Source organism: Kribbella turkmenica (assembly GCF_004348725.1).
Taxonomy (GTDB): Bacteria; Actinomycetota; Actinomycetes; order Propionibacteriales; family Kribbellaceae; genus Kribbella; species Kribbella turkmenica.
This window is the reverse complement of sequence record NZ_SMKR01000087.1, coordinates 13,914-31,202: the sequence shown is the minus strand read 5'-3', so window position 1 is coordinate 31,202 and position 17,289 is coordinate 13,914. Positions and strand designations below refer to the sequence as shown.

Below are 17,289 nucleotides of genomic sequence, written 5' to 3'. Positions count from 1 at the left end.
CAACGGCGGCCGGCGGATGCTGCCCGCGTCCAACACCAAACTGTTCTCCTCGACGGCCGCGATGGACGTGCTCGGTCCGTCGTACCGCTTCCACACCGACGTCCTGGCGACCGGCCCGGTTCACCGCGGCACGCTGCTCGGCAGCCTCTACCTCAAGGGGTACGGCGACCCGACCGCGCTGCAGTCCGACTACGCCGGCCTCGCCAAGCAGCTCGCACAGTCCGGCGTGAAGCGGGTCATCGGCGACCTGGTCGCGGACGACACGTACTTCGACCACGTCCGCCTCGGTGACAGCTGGGCCTGGGACGACGAGCCGTTCTACTACTCGGCCCAGATCTCGGCGCTGACGCTGGCGCCGGACACCGACTACGACTCCGGTACGGCGATCGTCGAGAGCCGGCCCGGGACGACGGTCGGAGCCCCGGTGAAGCTCACGCTGGTCCCGGCGAACGGCGTACTCAAGCTCGTCAGCAGCGCGAAGACCGGCGCGGCCGGGTCGTCGAACACGCTGAGCATCGAGCGTGAGCACGGAACCAACGTCGTCCGGGTGACCGGGTCCGTACCGCTCGGCGCGTCGGTCGGCCGGGAGTGGGTGACGGTGTGGGAGCCGCAGCTCTACGCGGCCGACGTGTTCCGGCGCGCGCTCGCGGCCGAGGGCATCAGCGTCGGCGGACGGATCAAGAGCGCGGCCTCCCCCACGACCGCCCGGGTGCTCGCCCGGGACGAGTCGATGACGGTCGGCGAACTGATGAACCCGTTCATGAAGCTGTCGAACAACATGCACGCCGAGACGCTGGTCAAGGCGATGGGGGCGGTCGCAGAGGCCGAGGGCAGCTGGTCAGCCGGTCTCGGCGTCGTCACCGACTATGCGCAGAGCCTCGGCGTCGACACCAGCACGATCCGGCTCTCCGACGGCTCCGGACTGTCCCGCAAGGTCAACGTCACCGCCGACAGCATCACCGACCTGCTGATCGCCGCCCAGCAGGAGCCGTGGTGGCAGCAGTGGTACGACGCCCTGCCGATCGCAGGCAACGCGGACCGGTTCACCGGCGGCACCCTGCGCAGCCGCATGCGCAACACCCCGGCCGCCAACAACCTGCACGGCAAGACCGGCTCGCTCACCGGCGTCACGTCGCTGTCTGGCTACGTCACCAACGCCGACGGCCGCAAGCTGGTGTTCTCGATGATCAGCAACAACTACCTGGTCAGCCCACGCTCGATCGAGGACGCGGTCGGCGTCACGCTGGCGTCCTGGTCCGAGCAGGCCGCGATTCCCGCGGTGAGCACATTGAGGACCGCGCAGACCACGTGCGACCTCGAGTGGGACAAGGCCTGCTAACCGGTTCGACGGTACCGCGGTCGTTCAGCACGATGTCGGGATGACCGCCGTACTGCCTCAGACCCACACGGTTCGTGCACCCACCACGGACGACGACGCGGAGGGGTGCTCTGTCGAGGACCGAGCACTGTGGGCATGTCGGCCGGTTGGGTGTCCTGCCCGGGGCGCGTGGACGCGGTCTGGCCAAGTTCCTGTTGTGGGACCAGTTCGCCGCCGACGCGGACTCCGGGCAGGTTGGGACGATGCTGCACGTCGACACCAACAATCCGACGCCCGCGCCGGACCTGTACCTTTCGGTCGGGATGACGGCAACGCTCGTGCTCGACGTCTGGCGGCGTGAGGTGATTGTGTGATGGAGGGCTTCACCGTCCGCCCGATGTCCGTGGACGACGCTGCGCTGATCGGCGAGCGGAGTTCGGCGTGCACGAGCGCGCTGCTCGGGTTCGCCAAGCACAGCGCCGAGGACGTGGCGAACTACCTGCGCGATCCGGGCTTCCCCCCCGAGACCGACGGGTGGGTCGTGCTCGACCGCCGCGGGGAGTTCGCCGGGTCGGCGACGGCCGCGGTGAACAGCGACGGCTCCCGGGTCAATCTCGAGGTGCTGAGCGAGGTCCCCGAGGTGGCCGGGTGGCTGCTGGACCGCGGCCTGGAACGCGCCCGGCAGGCCGGTCCCGGTGAGGTGGTGGTGAGCGTCGGGGTGATCCAGCAGGACGAGTTCCTGGCGAAGATCGTGGCCGATCGAGGCTTCACGGTCGGTACCTCGGTCCACCGCATGCGCATCACCTTCGACGGCCCGGTCGAGCGACCGCCCGTTCCACCCGGTGCCGTCGTCCGGCGCGGAGCCTTCGACGACACGACCCGCCGGGCGGCGCACGCCGTACTGGAGGAAGCGTTCAGCAGCCAGCCCGGCGCCGATCCGCGACCCTACGACGAATGGGCGGCATCCCGCGAGAGCCGCTCCACCTTCGACTGGTCCCGACTGACCACGGTCGAACTCGACGGCCGCTCCGGCACGATCCTCCACGTGGACACCTCCAACCCCACTCCCGCGCTACGCCTCTACACATCAGCAGGAATGCACCCCGACCTGACCAGCACCATCTGGCGCCGCACCGTGCGTACACGCGGCTAGAGGACACCGCCACCCGGCGGCTGTTCTGTTCGCCGGTGTGCTCAGACGTCCTCGCCGGGGTGGTCGCGGTCCACCCCGGCGAGGCGTCAGTTCAGGAGGGTTCGGTAGCCGGTGCTTCCGGCGTGAACGGTGCGCTCGCCGACCGGTGAGCGGAGGTCGAGGTGGACGACGGCCGGAGTTTCGTGCGGTTTGACGCACTGCCGGCCCTCGTTCTGGTCCGGCCCGACGGAATACCGGTACGCCGCGACCCGCACGGTCGACGGGTCCTGGGACAGGATGCGGACGACTGTGGTCGGCACGCACGTCTCGGCGAGGTTCGGGTCGCGTGGTACTTCGAGGATCAGTTCCGTCGGGCTGAGCGGGTCGACGTCGGCGGACGAGATCGGGATCTCCTCCTTGAGCACCAGCAGCGTCGTACCGACCTTGAACTGGGCGGGCGGCGGACCGTCGTCAAGGTAGCTCGGTGGCGGTGTGGTGTGCGTCGTACCGGGGCCGGCGGGCTGTTGCTCGGCCCGCGGCAGGTCCACGGTCGCGACGACCGCACCGGCGACGACGACCACCGCGACCGCGGTCGCCAGCACGTTGCGTCGGCGGCGCCGGGCCTGGACTGCTCGCTCGACGTGCTCGAACGGCGGAGCCTCCTCCGGCGTGTGCTCGTCGACATACTCGACGAGCACCTTGGTGGGCAGCTCACGCATGGTCCGGGACCTCCTTCACGACGAGCAACGGCGCCAGCGCCTGGCGCGCCCGGGCAAGCCGCGACTTCACCGTGCCGGGTGGCAGTTGCAGTTCCTCGGCGATCTGCTCGATCGGCAGATCCATGACGTGGTGCAGTACGACGACCGCCCGCTGCGCCGGCGTGATCCGGGCGAGGGCCGCGGCCACGTCCAGCGCGTCCCCGTCAGGCCCGCGCACCTCGACGGGCCGCCCTGTGAGCTTCGACAGCGCCCGGGCCGCGACCTGCTGCCGGCGCAACCGGCTGATCAGCGTCCGGACGGCGACCGCCCGCACCCAGGCCTCCGGGTCGTCGTACCGGCGGATCGAGTCCCAGCGGCCGAGGAGCTTCACGTAGGCGTCCTGGGCGACTTCCTCCGCGTCGGCCCGGGAGCCCCCGATGGAGACGAGGACGCCGATCAGCCGCGGCCAGGTCCGCCGGTACAGCGCGGCGACGTCGGCCGCCGGATCGCCGTCGAAGTCCCGCACGCTCGCCCTCCCCACCGGTCGTCTCACGGCTAACACGCGCGACCGCCGCACCCGGTTCCGTCCCGGTCCGGAGAAGTTTTCACCGCCTGCCGCCGGAGCGGTAGAGCTTGCTCCCCAGAGATTTGAGACATTACTCTCGAAAGATGTCTCTCAGAAATCCGTACGGCGACTTCGAGATCACCGATCCGCAGGCCATGCGGGCGCTGGCTCACCCTGTCCGGCTGGCCGCGCTCGGCCGGCTGCAGCGGAACGGCCCGGCGACGGCGACCCAGCTGTCGGAGCACGTGGGCGCGTCGCCGTCGGTCACCAGCTGGCACCTGCGGCACCTGGCGAACTTCGGTCTGGTCGTCGACGAGCCGTCACCGGACGGGGACAGACGGCAGCGCTGGTGGAAGTCGGTCGCCCGCGGGTTCCGGTACGAGATGCCGGACACCCCCGAGGGGGTGGAGGCCGGCCGGCTGCTGCGCGCCGAGATGATGAACCAGGCCCTCGAGGCCGCCCAGCAGTGGCTGGTCGAGACCGAGTCCGGGCTCGACCCCGAGTGGGACCGGCTGGCCGGTTCGGCGAACACCCGGCTGGTCCTGACCGCCGCCGAGGCCGAGGCGATCGAGGACGCCATCGAGCAGCTGCTCGCGCCGTACGTCCACCGTGGTGCGGAGGGTGCGCCGGCGAACGCGCGCGCGGTCCGCTACCTGCGCATATCGTTGCCTGAAGCACCGAACCGCTGATGAAGACGGTGACCGCCACCAGTCTGTGGCGGGACCGGCAGTTCCGCCGGTTCTGGTCCGCGCAGGCCGTCTCCGAGTTCGGCGACCGGGTGACCGAGCTGGCGCTGCCGCTGATCGCCGTTCTGCTGCTCGACGCGTCTCCCGCCCAGGTCGGTTTCCTGACCGCGGCGGTCTGGCTGCCGAACGTCGCGTCGCTGTTCGTCGGCACCTGGGTCGACCACCGGCCGGACAAGCGGCCGCTGATGATCGCGGCCGACGTCTTCCGGGCGATCCTGCTGCTCAGCCTGCCGGCGGCGTACTGGCTCGACCTGTTGACGCTCGGACACCTGTACGTGATCGCGATCCTGGCCGGCGTCGCCGACGTCGTGTTCGGTACGTCGTACGCGTCGTTCTTCGTCCGCCTGGTCCCGCGCGAGCAGTTCCTGGAGGCGAACTCGAAGCTCTCCGCGACCCGGTCGATCGCGTTCATGGGCGGACCGGCGGTCGGCGGCGCCCTCGTCCAGTGGCTCACCGCACCAGTGGCGATCCTGGTGGACGCATTGTCGTTCCTGTGCGCGGCGTTCCAGCTGGGGCGGCTCAAGACTCCGCCCGGCCCGGCCGAGGAGTCGACCGAGCCGCTGCTGCAGCGAGCCCGCGCCGGGATGCACTACCTGCTGCACCATCCGTACCTGCGCCGCAGCCTCGGCTGCGCGACCACGGTGAACTTCTTCAACCTGATCAGCATGGCGTTGCTCGTGCTCTTCGCCAGCCGCAATCTCGAACTGTCCGCCGGCACCATCGGCCTGGCGTTCGGGATCGGCGCGTCCGGCGGCCTCCTCGGCGCGCTGGCAGCGTCCCCGCTGAGCCGGATCTTCGGCGCCGGCCGGGTGATCGCGGCGAGCGCGATCGTCTTCCCGGGGTCGATCGCGATCGCCGCGCTCGCGGACGGCCCGACCTGGGTGAAGGCCGCCGCGCTCGCGGCCGCCGAGTTCGTCGGGGCATTCGCGGTGATGTGCTTCGACGTACCGCTGAACTCGCTGCAGGCCGCGGTCACCCATGACCACATGCGCAGCCGGGTCGCGGGGGCGTTCAGCAGCATCAACTACGGCGTCCGCCCGCTCGGAGCCGTGGTCGGCGGCTTCCTCGGCACCTGGATCGGCGTCCGCGAGACACTCCTGGTGTCGGCGGCCGGCGGTCTCCTCGCCGTCCTGTGGCTGATTCGCTCCCCCATCATCCGCACCCGCAGCCTCGACGACCTGCACCCGCCGGACGTTCAGGCCTACTCGGCAACGAAGTGACCTGAGGAGACCTCGAGCGCAGCCGGGGTTTCCGTATGGTTGCCGGAGTCATCGAACTGCACGGCCTCGCGTCGTCGTGCTCCCGGGGTGGTTCGGTGCGGTCTGCGTCGGATTCGCCGCGATGAACGTGGTGTTCGAGACTATGCCGTCGGCCTCACGGTGATGAACTGGCTCGTCGCCGTCCTCGCCATCGCGTTCGGCGTCCTCGCCGCTCTTCTCCCGGGGAGTCCCGGCCCTCTGGTAGCCGGGGGCCTGATGCCCAGCCGGTAGCTGCTAGTGTCGTGAGTTGTTAATTCGGGTGCAGTAGCGGGTGATGGAGTTGAGGATCTGGTCGGCGGTCTTGGTCCAGACGTAGGGTCGTGGGTTCTCGTTCCAGGTTTTGATCCATGCGCGGATGTCGGCGTTGAGTTCTCGCACGGAGCGGTGGGTGCCGCGCTGGAGTTTCTTGGTGGTGAGTTCGCCGAACCATCGCTCGACCAGGTTCAGCCAGGACGAACTGGTGGGGGTGAAGTGCAAGACGAAGCGGGGGTGGGCGGCGAGCCAGCGTTTCACCGCGGGGGTTTTGTGGGTGGAGGCGTTGTCGAGTACGACGTGCACGTCCAGGCCGGCGGGGACTTCGCGGTCGATGGTCTGCAGGAACTTCTTGAACTCGATCGCGCGGTGCCGGGCGTGCAGCGAGCCGATGACCTTGCCGCTGGCCAGATCCAGCGCGGCGTAGAGGCTGGAGGTGCCGGCTCGTTTGTAGTCGTGGGTGGCACGCGCCGGCGTGCCGGGCATCATCGGGAAGATCGGCGCGGTCCGGTCCAGGGCCTGGATCTGGGACTTCTCGTCCACGCACAACACCACCGCCCGCTCCGGCGGGTCGAGATAGAGCCGACAACATCGTGGACCTTGTCGATGAACAACGGATCCTTGCTCAGCTTCCACGAATCCTGCCGGTGCGGCTGCAAACCGAACGCCCGCCAGATCCGCGACACCGCCGTCTGCGACAACCCGAGCTCGGCCGCCAGCGACCGCGTCGACCAGTGCGTCGCATCCTTCGGAGCGGTCTCCAGCGTGGTGGTGATCACCGCCTCCACCTGCTCGTCGGACACCGTCCGCGGCCGTCCCGGCCGCGGCTCGTCCAGCAACCCGTCCATCCCCTGCGCGACGAACCGCGATCTCCACTTCCGGGCACTGGACACCGCGATTCCCAACTTCGCCGCGATCGCAGTGTTACCCAGCCCCTCAGCCGCCGCAAGCACGATCCGCGAACGCACCGCCAACGCATTCGCGCTCGTAGACCTCCGCGACCACGACACCAACTGCGACCGCTCATCCTCGGTCAACGTCACCAAACGAGCAACAGGTACCGGCACACACCGACCCTAAGCCACCCGCCGCGAATTTTTACCTCACGACACTAGTGTCCGGAGAAAGCCGGTGTGCCGGCAGTGCGCACGTACTGCCACTCAGCCTTGGACGGGAGCCGGTATCCGTGGATGACACGTCCCGGCCGGAATGACGACCATTGCTTGCATCCGGCAACCATCCGGAAGGTCAGTAGTAGCGCCGGAGCTTCGGCCACAGGGCCGACCACGGCTCGGCGGGGGAGTCGCACCGGACCAGCGCGGCGCCGTCCTCGTCGTTGTCGACGAAGTTGTCGATCCTGCCGACCGCGGTGCAGTTGCGGAACTGCGCCTCGAGCGCCGGCGACCGCTCGATTCCAACGAGCAGCACCGGGCCGGTCTGCGTGTCCTGCGGCCGTTCCCAGTCGGCGAAGCTCATGTGTCCCGAGTACGCCGTGGGCAGGCCGAGGTCAGGCCCGTAGCGCCGGAGCGCACCCGCCTCACCGTAGTTCCCGGTGAAGATCGTGGCCGACGAGCGCTGCTCCGGCGGAATGCGGTTCCATTGATCGGCAACGGCCGCCGCCAGCGCGGGCCAGCCGATCTGCTCGCCCTGCTCCTTGTTGACCGGGATGACGAAGTCGACCGCGGACGCCGGCAGCGCGGGCAGCGTGAACACAGCCGAAGTGACCGCTGTCAGCGCGAGTCCGACAGCCACGAGGCTCCGCGGCCAGGTCAGCACGCGGTCGGCGCCGGCGGCGACCAGGACGAGCAGCAGCGGGAGCGCGTAGTAGGACTTCCCGCCCACCACCAGTACGACGACGCACAGCATCGGGTACGCCAACGCCACGGACCGAGCCCACGGCGTCCGCCACAGCCGCCGGAAGCCGACCACCCACACAGGGATCAGAAACGGCGACAGTTGCAGCAACTGCAGCGGAACGAACATGATCCGGTTCTCGACCCCGTCATCCTCGCTGATACCGCCGGCGACCGTGAGCTGCGGCCAGTCGTGCTGGAACTGCCAGAGCACGTTCGGCAGCGCAACGATCCCGGCGACCGCGACACCGGCGAGCAGCCACCTGGACCGCAGAACGGAGCGTGGCCCGGCGATCAGCAGCGCCAGGAGCAACGCGCCGACGGGCAGCACGACCAGGTACTTGTTCTGCAGAGCGATGCCCGCGGTGAGGCCGAGCGCGAGCCACCACCGCCCGTCACCCGTCCGCAGCAGCTTCACAGCGAACAGGCAGATCAGCATCCACGCCAGCAGATCGAAGGTCGCCGTCGACACCATGTGCCCGACACCGAGCAGAAAACCGGACGCGGCCGCGCATACCGCGGCGACCACCTGTCCGCCCCGCGAGCTGCCGAACTCGCGCGCGATCAACGCCACCACGATCACGGTGACCGCCGAGGTCAGCGTCGATACCACTCGCAGTCCCATCGGCGTGTCACCGAAGAGCGTGGTCGAGACACGTGCCAGCAACGGGGTGAGCGGCGGCTGGTCGACGTACCCCCAGTCCAGCTTCTGGCCGGCCACGATGAAGTAGAGCTCGTCCCGGTGGTATCCGTACCGCCCGGACAGCGCGGTCAGTACGACGGCGAGGACCCCGGCCACCGCGGACACGGGAGCGGCGGCGAACGGACGCGTGGCGGTCATGCACGGCATGCTGACAGCCGGACAGGGCCAGAACACCGGTTTCAGTTGAGGAAGAAGGGCAGTTCCTCCCGCGCCAGCAACACCACCCGCCCGGCCAGCGACTCGTCCTCGACGAAGCGGATGACCGCATCCGTCACCGAATCGAGCGGAACCAGCTCCGGCCCGCGCTCGGGTCCGGGCAATTCGGAACGCTCCCGCAGCCCACGCTCGGTCGCCACCCAGTCGGGCACCACGCAATTGACCCGGACGCCGTGACTCTTCGCCAGCGGCGCAAGCGTCACGGTCAACCGCATCAGCGCGGCCTTGGCAGCGCTGTACTCCGGAGACACGTGCGGCCCGAACCCGACTCCCGCGGTCGAGCCGATGTTGACGACCGCACCACCTCCGGCCGCCTGCATCGCCGGCAGCGCGAGCTGCGTCGCCAGCATCGGCGCTCGCAGGTTGAGATCGAGCGACGCCGACCAACGCTCGACCGACGCGGCCGGGAAGCAGGGCTGCAGTGACGGACCGCCGCCGGCGTTGTTGATCAGGATGTGCGGTTGACATGCCATCAGATCGCTGACCGCGTCGTCGTCTCGCAGGTCGGCCTGGACGAACCGCGCGTCCCCGCCGATCAGGTCGCACGTCCGGGCACCGCCGTCCGCGTCGAGGTCGGCGACGACCACCGAGGCGCCCTCGGCCGCCAGCCGTTGCGCGATCGCCCGCCCGATCCCGACCGCGGCCCCGGTGACCACCGCGCGTTTCCCGTCGATTCGCATGCTCGCTACCTCCGGAAGGCACGCTGCCACCCTCCACCGACAAAGCCGGCCGATAGGCGATGATGTTGGTATGTCAACCAGCCAACGAGGCCTGCTCTACGAGCAGCTCAGTACGCACGTGCTGGAGCAGATCCGTCGTGGTGCGCTCCGCCCCGGCGACCGGGTGCCGTCCGAGATGGAGCTGGCGACCCAGTTCGAGGTCAGCCGGATCACCTCGAAGCGGGCCCTCGAGGTCCTGCGGGAGGCCGGCCTGGTCGAGCGCGTCCGCGGGAAGGGCACGTTCGTGGTGCGGAACCTGCCCGACCTGACCGGTGTCACCGTCCCGCTGAAGGGCCGGGTGCCGCGGCCGAAGCACGAGGCCCGCTCGGTGGCGTTCGTCGTCCCCGACATGTCCGAGGCGTACGGACTGGATTTGCTGAACGCGATCGAGGAGCGGTGCGCGGAGCACGGCGCTCACCTGGTGGTACGGCGGACGCACGGCCGGCAGTCGGACGAGGAGAAGGCCGTCGACTCGCTGGTGGCGACCGGGGAGGTCGACGGGCTGATCGTCTTCCCGGTGCACGGCGACTTCTACAACGCGAGCCTGCTGCGGCAGGTGCTGGACGGGTATCCGGTGGTCCTGGTCGACCGGCACCTGTCCGGGATCCCGGTCGCGGCGGTCCACACGGACAACGTGGCCGCCTCACGGGCGCTCACGTCCCGGCTGCTCGACCGCGGTCATCGGCACATCGCCTTCGTCTCGCCGCCACCGGTGAACACGTCGTCGATCGAGGAGCGGCTGGAAGGCTTCCGGTCCGCCTTCGACGGCCGCGGGCAGGCGTACGAACTGACCGAGCTGCGCAGTACGTTGCCCGGGTCGACGACGACGGAGAGCATTCGCGCGGACATGGACGTCATCCGGGCGTTCCGCGAGGAGGTGCCGGCGGTGACGGCGTACGTCGCGTGCGAGTACAACCTGGCCCGGATGGTCGACCGGGCGCTGGGTGGCGGGCAGGTGGTCGCCTGTTTCGACTCCCCGGGCGACTCCATCGGCGGGCCGCCGTACCTGCATGTCCGGCAGAACCAGCGGGAGATGGGCCGGCGCGCGGTCGACCTGCTGCTGGCCCGGCTGCGCGGCGAGTCGGTGCCGAACCTGTCGATGGTGCCGTTCGAGCTAGTCGACGCCGAAGGCAACTGAAACCTGACTTCCGGCAGTACGGCGCGGCCGGGACGAGTGTGTAGCGTCTGGGGAATGAACTGGCGACGCGCGGGAGACGTCGGCCTGTGGGCCGCGCTGTGCTTCCTCGTGTTCGTGGAGAGCAGCGCCCGCAACGACCCGTACTGGCTGCAGGCGGCCTGCTTCGCAGCGCTGTTCGTCGGCGTCTTCGTCCGCCGGGTCCGGCCGCTGCTGGCGTTCACGGTCGTCGCCTGGGCCGAGATCGTCATCCTCGCGTTCGCCCTCGACACGCTGGACGGCGTTCAGATCGCGCTCGTCCCGGCGATCACCCTGCTCGCCTACCTGGCCGGACGCCGGGAGACCCAGCTCGAGCACTTCGTCCTGGTCTGCAGCGGGTCGCTGGTGGGCATGCTGGTACTCACCCTGATCGTCCGGCACGAGCAACAGGCGACCGAAGCGGTGCTCACCTGGCTGGTGATGCTGCTGCTGGCGTTGCTGCTGGTCGTCCTGCCGTGGCTGATCGGCCGCTACCGGGCGCAGCAGGCGCTGCTCGCCTCCGCAGGGTGGGACCGGGCCGAGCGGATCGAGCGCGAGCACCGAATGGCGATCGACCAGCAGCGGCTGCGGGAGCGGTCGCGGATCGCCCAGGACATGCATGACTCGGTCGGGCACGAGCTGAGCCTGATCGCGCTGCGGGCGGCGGCGCTCGAACTGGATCCGTCGCTGCCGGCGGAGCACCGCCGGGCCGCCTCGGAACTGCGCGAGATGGCCGGTACGGCGACCGATCGGCTCGGCGACATCATCGGCGTACTGCGGGACGCGGACGCGCCACTGGTCCCGCGGGACGAGGGCGTACCCGCGTTGGTCGACCGGGCGGCCGCATCGGGTCTGTCGGTGCGGCTGGTCCAGGAGGGCGATGCCGAGCTGTCGCCGATGGTGGACCGGGCGGTGCACCGGGTCGTCCAGGAGTCCCTGACGAACGCGAGCAAGCACGCGCCGGGTGCGTCAGTGACTGTCACGGTGACGTCGGGCCCGGACGACGTACGCGTGCGGATCGTCGACACTGGCGCGGCGCGGGCGGTTCCGTCGTCGGTGCCGTCGTCGGGTCGCGGTCTGGACGGACTGCGCGAGCGCGTTCGCCTCGTGGGCGGCACACTGACGGCCGGGCCGCACAAGGATGGATTCGAGGTCGTGGCGACCATGCCGCGAGCCGGCGGCCGGCCCGAGCCGGAGGAAGCCGAGAGGGCGGGAGAGCCGGCCGTGTCCGCTGCGGCCGCCGAGCGGGCCACGGTACGGCGGAGCGTCCGGCGCGGCCTGATCACGGCGGTCGCCGCGCCACTGATCCTGGGCGCGGTGATCGGCGTGATTGCCGTGGGCTACTACCTGATCGCCGGCTACAGCTCGATCCTGCGACCCCCCGAGTACGACGACCTGACCATCGGGCAGTCCGAGCACGAGGTGGAGAAGGTACTGCCCGCGATGCAGATGATCGACCCGCCGGCGGAGGGCTACACGCCACCCGCCGGCTGGACCTGCCGCTACTACGGCCCGGACGGGCCGTTCTCCATCAACTACGCCTACCGGCTGTGCTTCGCCGACGGCGTTCTGGTCGCCAAGGCCGTGGTGCAGACCGGCTCCGTGCCACCGACCATCGAGACAGGATGACTGCGTGATCAGGGTTCTGCTGGCCGATGACGAGGCGATGGTGCGCGCCGGAGTGAAGGCGATCCTGGGCACCGACGACGAGATCGACGTCGTCGCCGAGGCAGCGGACGGCCTCGAAGCGGTCGAGGCGGTCCGGCGGCACCGGCCGGACGTGGCCGTGCTGGACATCCGGATGCCGCGGATGGACGGGCTGGCCGCCGGTGCCGAGATCAGGCGCACGATGCCGGAGACCGCGGTGGTGATCCTGACGACGTTCTCCGAGGACGCGTACATCGCCCGGGCCCTGGGCGACGGCGCGAGCGGGTTCCTGCTCAAGTCCGGCGACCCCCGCGAGCTGATCGCCGGCCTGAAGGCTGCCGCGGAAGGTGCCGCCTACCTGTCGCCCCGGGTGGCCCAGCGGGTGATCGCGGAGCTGAGCTCCGGCTCCGGCGGCGGTGCGATGGCCCGGGCCGCGGTCGCCAAGGAGCAGGTCGCGGTCCTGAGTCCGCGGGAGCTGGAGGTCCTCGGGCTGCTCGGCGCCGGGCTGTCCAACGCCGAGATCGCCCAGCGGCTGTTCCTGGTCGAAGGCACCGTGAAGGCCTACGTCAGCGCCGTTCTGCTCCGGCTCGGAGTCAGGAACCGGGTCCAGGCCGCGATCGTCGCCTACGAGGCCGGCCTGGTCGCCCGCTGACCTGCTGGAAGGGCGGCCCGGACCGGCCGAACGACGCTCCGGGTGGTGACACCGTGTGGACACCCGGTCATGGGATAGTGGACCTTCCCCGGGGACCTCACCTCCCGGAATCGACACCAGCAGCTCTGGGGCCAGGCGGCCCCTCTCACAGAATCGGGGATCCAGGTCGTGACCGACTCGCACAACTCCGGACAGCACAAGGACCGGGAAGCGGCGGCGGCCGAGGTCCGGAGAATGTGGCAACCGACCCCATCCTGGACCCAGCCGGACCCGAACCCGGTGCCCGCTCGCGACCCAGAGTCACCGGACGAGACCGAGGAGAAGCCGGACGCGCTGTCCCAGGAGTACCCGGGCGACTCGTGGTCCCGGCCGGCTCAGCAGTCGGCTCCCTGGGCCCAGCCGCACAACCCGCCGCCCGCCTCGTCCTGGGCCCAGCCGGCCGCCGACACGGACAGTTCGTGGACGCAGCCGGAGCCGGTCGAGTACGACGAGTCCGACCAGGCGCACGCCGGCATCCACAGCGGCGACGACGAGAGCACGAGCGCACCGGCTGCGAGCGCCACAGACTCGAGCACGTCAGGCACCGGTCCAGGCACGTCGGCCCCAGAGACGTCCGGTACAGACGCTGGGGAGGCACCAGCCGCAGCCGGCCCGGCCGATGGTGGTGCCCCGGTCTTCGGTGGTCCGTCGTTCCACGGATCCGGCCATGGCAGCCCGGCAGGCGGCGGCGCGCCGGCTCAGGGCGGTCAGCAGCTGTCCCCGGCAGCACAGCACTTCTTCCCCCAGGGCATCCCCGGCCGGCACCCGGCGCAGCAGCGCGAGGTGTCCTACCGGACCGACGAGCTGATCCAGGCGCTGCCGTTGCCGCGGGAGGCTCCGGCCGAACGCGGCATCCGCAGTGCGCTGCGGCTCCGTCCGGGCAGCGCCGAGCGGCTGGAGCGGATCGCACGGGCCACCGCGGCGACCGCGTTCCGCCGGCCGGTGACGATCGTGGTCGCCAACCCGAAGGGCGGCTCCGGCAAGACGCCGACCACGCTGCTCCTCGCCGGCGCGCTCGGTCAGGCCCGTGGCGGCGGGGTGGTCGCGTGGGACAACAACGAGCTGCGCGGCAACATGCACCTGCGCACGCACGACACGAACAGCCGGTCCACCGTCACGGACATGCTGCAGGCGATGCCGATGCTGACCCAGCCGGACGCGCGGCTCGGTGACGTCGCGGCGTACCTGCGTCACCAGGTGGCCGGGCAGTACGACGTGCTGACGTCCGCGACCACGACGTACGCGCAGATCGAGGCGAAGGACTTCGACCAGATCCACCGGCTGCTGAGCCGGTTCTACAAGGTCCTGGTCATCGACACCGGGAACAACGAGGGCTCCAGCAACTGGCGCGAGGCGATGAAGGCGGCCGACGCCCTCGTCATCCCGATCAAGTGGAAGAGCCTGTCCTGCGCGGCCGCCGTGCAGATGCTCGAGGAGCTGGACAACCAGGGGCCGGAGGCGCAGCGACTGATCCGCCGCGCGGTGATCGCGGTCTCGAACGGTCCCGGCGACGTGAACAAGGAGGTGGAGAAGCAGCTCCGGCCGTACTTCGAGTCGCGTGCGGCCGCTGTGGTCGACATCCCGACCGACCAGCACATCGCGGCCGAGGGCCCGCTGGACCACTCGGCGCTGCAGCCGTCGACCCGTCGCTCCGCTCTGGAGCTCGCGGCCAAGGTGTCCGAGCAGATCACCATCGCGCTGAACGTTCCGCGCTGATCCACCTGCCGAGGTCGCCCAGTCCCCCGAGGACTGGGCGACTTCGTCGTTCTCAGGCGTCGCGACGGGTCAGGACGCGGGTGCCCGCGAAGAGGGCAACCATCACCCAGGCCACCAGCACCACGACGCTCAACGTGGGGGAGAGCGGGTCGGTCGTACCGCTGAGGTAGTTCTGCCCCGCGCCTCCGGGCAGGAGGGCAGCGACCCACACGAGCGGACGCAGGCCGCTCTGCCCGAGCATGAGCGGCAGCACCATCAGCAGGAGGAAGGCCGCGGTCAGCGTGCCCGCCGTGCTGCGGATGATCCAGGCGATCCCGAGTGAGAACAGGCCGGCCAGCGTCAGATAGAACGCGACCGACAGCAGGTCCGTCACGAGCAGGCCCGCGTCCCAGTCGGCCCACTTGCCCGCCAGTACGCCGCCTGAGACCGCCGCCACAGCGGCCAGCACCAGCCCGTACGCGAACAGTACGGGCGCCAGCACGATCGCCTTGGCCAGGACGACGTTCCGCCGTACCGGAGTCCACTGGAGGGTCGACCGGATGCTGCCGGTGGCGTACTCCGAGGTGACCGGGAGCAGAGCGAAGGCCGCGACGACCACCTGCAGGAACAGGGCGGCCGAGATCCCGAACTCGCCGACCAGGTCCGGGCCGACTACCTGCCCGGGCTCCGGGTGGTCGTTGTCGTACGCCGTCCCGAGACCGAACTGGAGGCCCAGCAGGGCCGTCAGCAGCAGCGCGGAGGCGATGTTCAGCCAGCTCGACCGGACGGTCCAGAGCTTGGTCGATTCGGAGCGCACCGCGTCCGCGAGCCGAGGGCTCGACCTGACCGTGAGCGTTGCCGTGGTCATCTTTCACCTGCTTCTACGAGTTCGGGCTCGACCTGAGCCTGACGCTTGCGGAGACGGTGCCGGACGACCTCGACGATCAGCGTGACCAGCAGGGCGAGGCCGATCCCGAGGACGACACCCTTGAGCGGGTTGTCCTCGAAGGCCCTTCCGCCGATGTAGCCGACCAGGGCGCAGTACAGGCCCCAGCTGATCGCCGCGAGTCCGGCGAAGAACGAGAATTTGCGGGGTGGGTAGCGCACCGAGCCCATCGTCAGCGTGACGGCGGTGCGCCCACCCGGGACGTAGCGGGCCACGACCAGGACCAGTCCGCCACGTTCGGCCAGGGCGCGCTGCGCCCACAGGCTCATGGCGTACCGCTTGGTGCCCGGTTTCAGTCGGTCCAGCATCCGGCCACCGGCTCCGCGTCCCAGTGCGTAGGAGACGTGGTCGCCCACGAAGGCACCGGCCGCCGCGACCACGACGACGCCCCACAGCTTCGGCTCACCGGTCGCCGCGAACACCCCCGCCGTCACGACCAGCGTCTCGCTGGGCACCGCCGGGAAGAACCCGTCCAGCGCCGCGAACCCCCACAGCGCCAGATAGATCCACCACGACGACATCAGCTCCTCAGTGAAGTGCAGAATCGCGTCACTCATCCGCGTCCTCGCTTCGCACGGGCGCGGTTGAGGCACGAGACACGCTGTGTTGGATGATGCCGTCGCCTCGCTCGGTCATGAGGCCACGCCGTACTGGACGCTGTCGGCCGTGAGCTCCATGTAGGCCTCTTCCAGCGAGGCGTGCTCGGTGTGGAGCTGGTGGAGCCGAACTCCGAGCTCGTGCGCGAGGTCACCGACTCGCTCCGCCGGTACGCCGGTCACGATCAGCCGGTCGTCCGCCGACTCCACCCGCTCGGCCTCCGCGGTGAGGCGATCCCGCAGTACGGCGAAATCCGCACTGTCCGGCACCCGTACGACGACCGTCGTCCGGGAGCCGCCCGCGATCACCTCGGTCACCGGGGCGTCGGCGATCAGCCGTCCCCGGCCGATCACCACGAGCTGGTCGGCGGTCAGCTGCATCTCGCTCATCAGGTGGCTGGACACGAACACGGTCCTGCCCTCGGCCGCGAGCGAGCGCATCAGCCGGCGTACCCAGCGGACGCCGTCCGGGTCGAGACCGTTCACCGGCTCGTCGAACATCAGCACCTCGGGGTCTCCGAGCAGGGCGCCCGCGATGCCGAGTCGCTGACCCATGCCGAGCGAGAACTCGCCGGCCCGTTTCCGGGTGACCGAGTCCAGGCCGACGATCGAGAGCACCTCGTCCACCCGGCTGACCGGGATGCCGTTGCTCTCCGCCATCGCGATCAGGTGGTTCCGGGCGGTCCGGCGCGGGTGCAGAGCCTTGGCGTCGAGCAGCGCGCCCACCTTGGCGAGCGGCCTGGGCCAGGCGGCGTACGGGCGTCCGTCGACCAGCGCGGTGCCCTCCGTCGGAGTGTCGAGGCCGAGAATCATCCTCATGGTGGTCGACTTGCCCGCGCCGTTCGGCCCGAGGAAGCCGGTCACCCGGCCGGGCGCGACGGTGAGGTCGAGCGCGTCCACCGCCACGGTGTCGCCGTACCTCTTGCTGAGTCCTTCGAGCGTGATCACGCCGGAGCCCCTCCTGATTCGCAGTGTTGACTCGAACCTAGGAATCCGGGACCCCGGTCCACATCCGGCCGTCGGCTGGTCCTACCCCCTACTTTCGTCAGGTGTTCCCGGACCTGTGGATACGCCGTCGGGGCGGTGGACCGGAGTGGATA

At 70.1% G+C, this 17,289-nt stretch carries 16 protein-coding genes and 1 pseudogene; 9 read left to right on the top strand and 8 right to left on the bottom strand.

Features of this window, described 5'->3' with window-relative positions; all coding sequences use genetic code 11:
• The 3 genes from dacB to E1218_RS20310 all read left to right on the top strand — a co-directional run.
• The coding region (gene dacB, locus E1218_RS20320) for a D-alanyl-D-alanine carboxypeptidase/D-alanyl-D-alanine endopeptidase (RefSeq protein ID WP_132322468.1) at nt 1–1,339 on the top strand (1,339 nt) is incomplete at its 5' end.
• 74 nt (nt 1,340–1,413) lie between these two features.
• Nucleotides 1,414–1,692, top strand: a complete 279-nt coding sequence (locus tag E1218_RS20315; protein WP_325052848.1) for a GNAT family N-acetyltransferase — start codon at nt 1,414–1,416, stop codon at nt 1,690–1,692.
• Nucleotides 1,692–2,471, top strand: coding sequence for a GNAT family N-acetyltransferase (locus tag E1218_RS20310; RefSeq protein WP_132322466.1), 780 nt, complete (start codon nt 1,692–1,694; stop codon nt 2,469–2,471). Before E1218_RS20315 ends, E1218_RS20310 begins: the two co-directional genes overlap by 1 nt.
• A gap of 86 nt (nt 2,472–2,557) precedes the next feature.
• Here the strand turns inward: E1218_RS20310 and E1218_RS20305 are convergent, their stop codons facing one another.
• Together E1218_RS20305 and E1218_RS20300 are read right to left on the bottom strand one after the other, a co-directional pair.
• The gene (locus E1218_RS20305; protein ID WP_132322464.1) at nt 2,558–3,169 is read right to left on the bottom strand and encodes a hypothetical protein; all 612 of its coding nucleotides are present in this window, start codon (nt 3,167–3,169) and stop codon (nt 2,558–2,560) included.
• Nucleotides 3,162–3,674: an RNA polymerase sigma factor gene (locus E1218_RS20300; protein WP_165949349.1), complete on the bottom strand. Its 513-nt coding sequence runs from the start codon at nt 3,672–3,674 to the stop codon at nt 3,162–3,164. The genes E1218_RS20305 and E1218_RS20300 overlap by 8 nt, the downstream gene beginning before the upstream one ends.
• A gap of 143 nt (nt 3,675–3,817) precedes the next feature.
• Here E1218_RS20300 and E1218_RS20295 point away from each other — a divergent pair, with 143 nt between their 5' ends.
• On the top strand, nt 3,818–4,402 hold the full coding sequence (locus E1218_RS20295) for an ArsR/SmtB family transcription factor (protein WP_132322460.1): 585 nt from the start codon (nt 3,818–3,820) through the stop codon (nt 4,400–4,402).
• The gene (locus E1218_RS20290) at nt 4,402–5,679 is read left to right on the top strand and encodes an MFS transporter (RefSeq protein ID WP_132322458.1); all 1,278 of its coding nucleotides are present in this window, start codon (nt 4,402–4,404) and stop codon (nt 5,677–5,679) included. Before E1218_RS20295 ends, E1218_RS20290 begins: the two co-directional genes overlap by 1 nt.
• A 273-nt stretch (nt 5,680–5,952) precedes the next feature.
• On the opposite strand, the pseudogene E1218_RS20285 reads toward E1218_RS20290, so the two are convergent.
• The 3 genes and pseudogenes from E1218_RS20285 to E1218_RS20275 all read right to left on the bottom strand — a co-directional run bounded on the left by E1218_RS20285 (nt 5,953) and on the right by E1218_RS20275 (nt 9,422).
• Nucleotides 5,953–7,037, bottom strand: a pseudogene (locus E1218_RS20285) (IS630 family transposase).
• A 181-nt stretch (nt 7,038–7,218) separates the two neighbouring features.
• Nucleotides 7,219–8,664 (bottom strand): ArnT family glycosyltransferase, encoded by a 1,446-nt coding sequence (locus E1218_RS20280; protein WP_132322456.1) that lies wholly within the window; start codon nt 8,662–8,664, stop codon nt 7,219–7,221.
• Nucleotides 8,665–8,705: 41 nt separating this feature from the next.
• Complete coding sequence (locus tag E1218_RS20275) at nt 8,706–9,422, bottom strand: SDR family NAD(P)-dependent oxidoreductase (RefSeq protein WP_132322454.1); 717 nt, start codon at nt 9,420–9,422, stop codon at nt 8,706–8,708.
• Nucleotides 9,423–9,492: 70 nt separating this feature from the next.
• On the opposite strand from E1218_RS20275, the gene E1218_RS20270 reads away from it, so the two are divergent.
• The 4 genes from E1218_RS20270 to E1218_RS20255 all read left to right on the top strand — a co-directional run bounded on the left by E1218_RS20270 (nt 9,493) and on the right by E1218_RS20255 (nt 14,668).
• Nucleotides 9,493–10,599 (top strand): GntR family transcriptional regulator, encoded by a 1,107-nt coding sequence (locus E1218_RS20270; RefSeq protein WP_132322452.1) that lies wholly within the window; start codon nt 9,493–9,495, stop codon nt 10,597–10,599.
• Nucleotides 10,600–10,653: 54 nt separating this feature from the next.
• A complete protein-coding gene (locus tag E1218_RS20265; RefSeq protein ID WP_132322450.1) occupies nt 10,654–12,243 on the top strand; it encodes a sensor histidine kinase in 1,590 nt (529 codons plus the stop codon).
• A gap of 4 nt (nt 12,244–12,247) precedes the next feature.
• The gene (locus E1218_RS20260) at nt 12,248–12,913 is read left to right on the top strand and encodes a response regulator (RefSeq protein WP_132322448.1); all 666 of its coding nucleotides are present in this window, start codon (nt 12,248–12,250) and stop codon (nt 12,911–12,913) included.
• 168 nt (nt 12,914–13,081) lie between these two features.
• On the top strand, nt 13,082–14,668 hold the full coding sequence (locus E1218_RS20255; RefSeq protein ID WP_132322446.1) for a MinD/ParA family ATP-binding protein: 1,587 nt from the start codon (nt 13,082–13,084) through the stop codon (nt 14,666–14,668).
• 52 nt (nt 14,669–14,720) lie between these two features.
• On the opposite strand, the gene E1218_RS20250 is transcribed toward E1218_RS20255, so the two are convergent.
• The 3 genes from E1218_RS20250 to E1218_RS20240 all read right to left on the bottom strand — a co-directional run bounded on the left by E1218_RS20250 (nt 14,721) and on the right by E1218_RS20240 (nt 17,137).
• Nucleotides 14,721–15,515 (bottom strand): ABC transporter permease, encoded by a 795-nt coding sequence (locus E1218_RS20250; RefSeq protein WP_132322444.1) that lies wholly within the window; start codon nt 15,513–15,515, stop codon nt 14,721–14,723.
• Entirely contained in the window at nt 15,512–16,150 is a 639-nt protein-coding gene (locus tag E1218_RS20245; protein WP_132322442.1) for a DedA family protein, read from the bottom strand. The genes E1218_RS20250 and E1218_RS20245 overlap by 4 nt, the downstream gene beginning before the upstream one ends.
• 75 nt (nt 16,151–16,225) lie before the next feature.
• On the bottom strand, nt 16,226–17,137 hold the full coding sequence (locus E1218_RS20240) for an ABC transporter ATP-binding protein (RefSeq protein ID WP_132322440.1): 912 nt from the start codon (nt 17,135–17,137) through the stop codon (nt 16,226–16,228).
• Between the last annotated feature and the right edge of the window lie 152 nt (nt 17,138–17,289).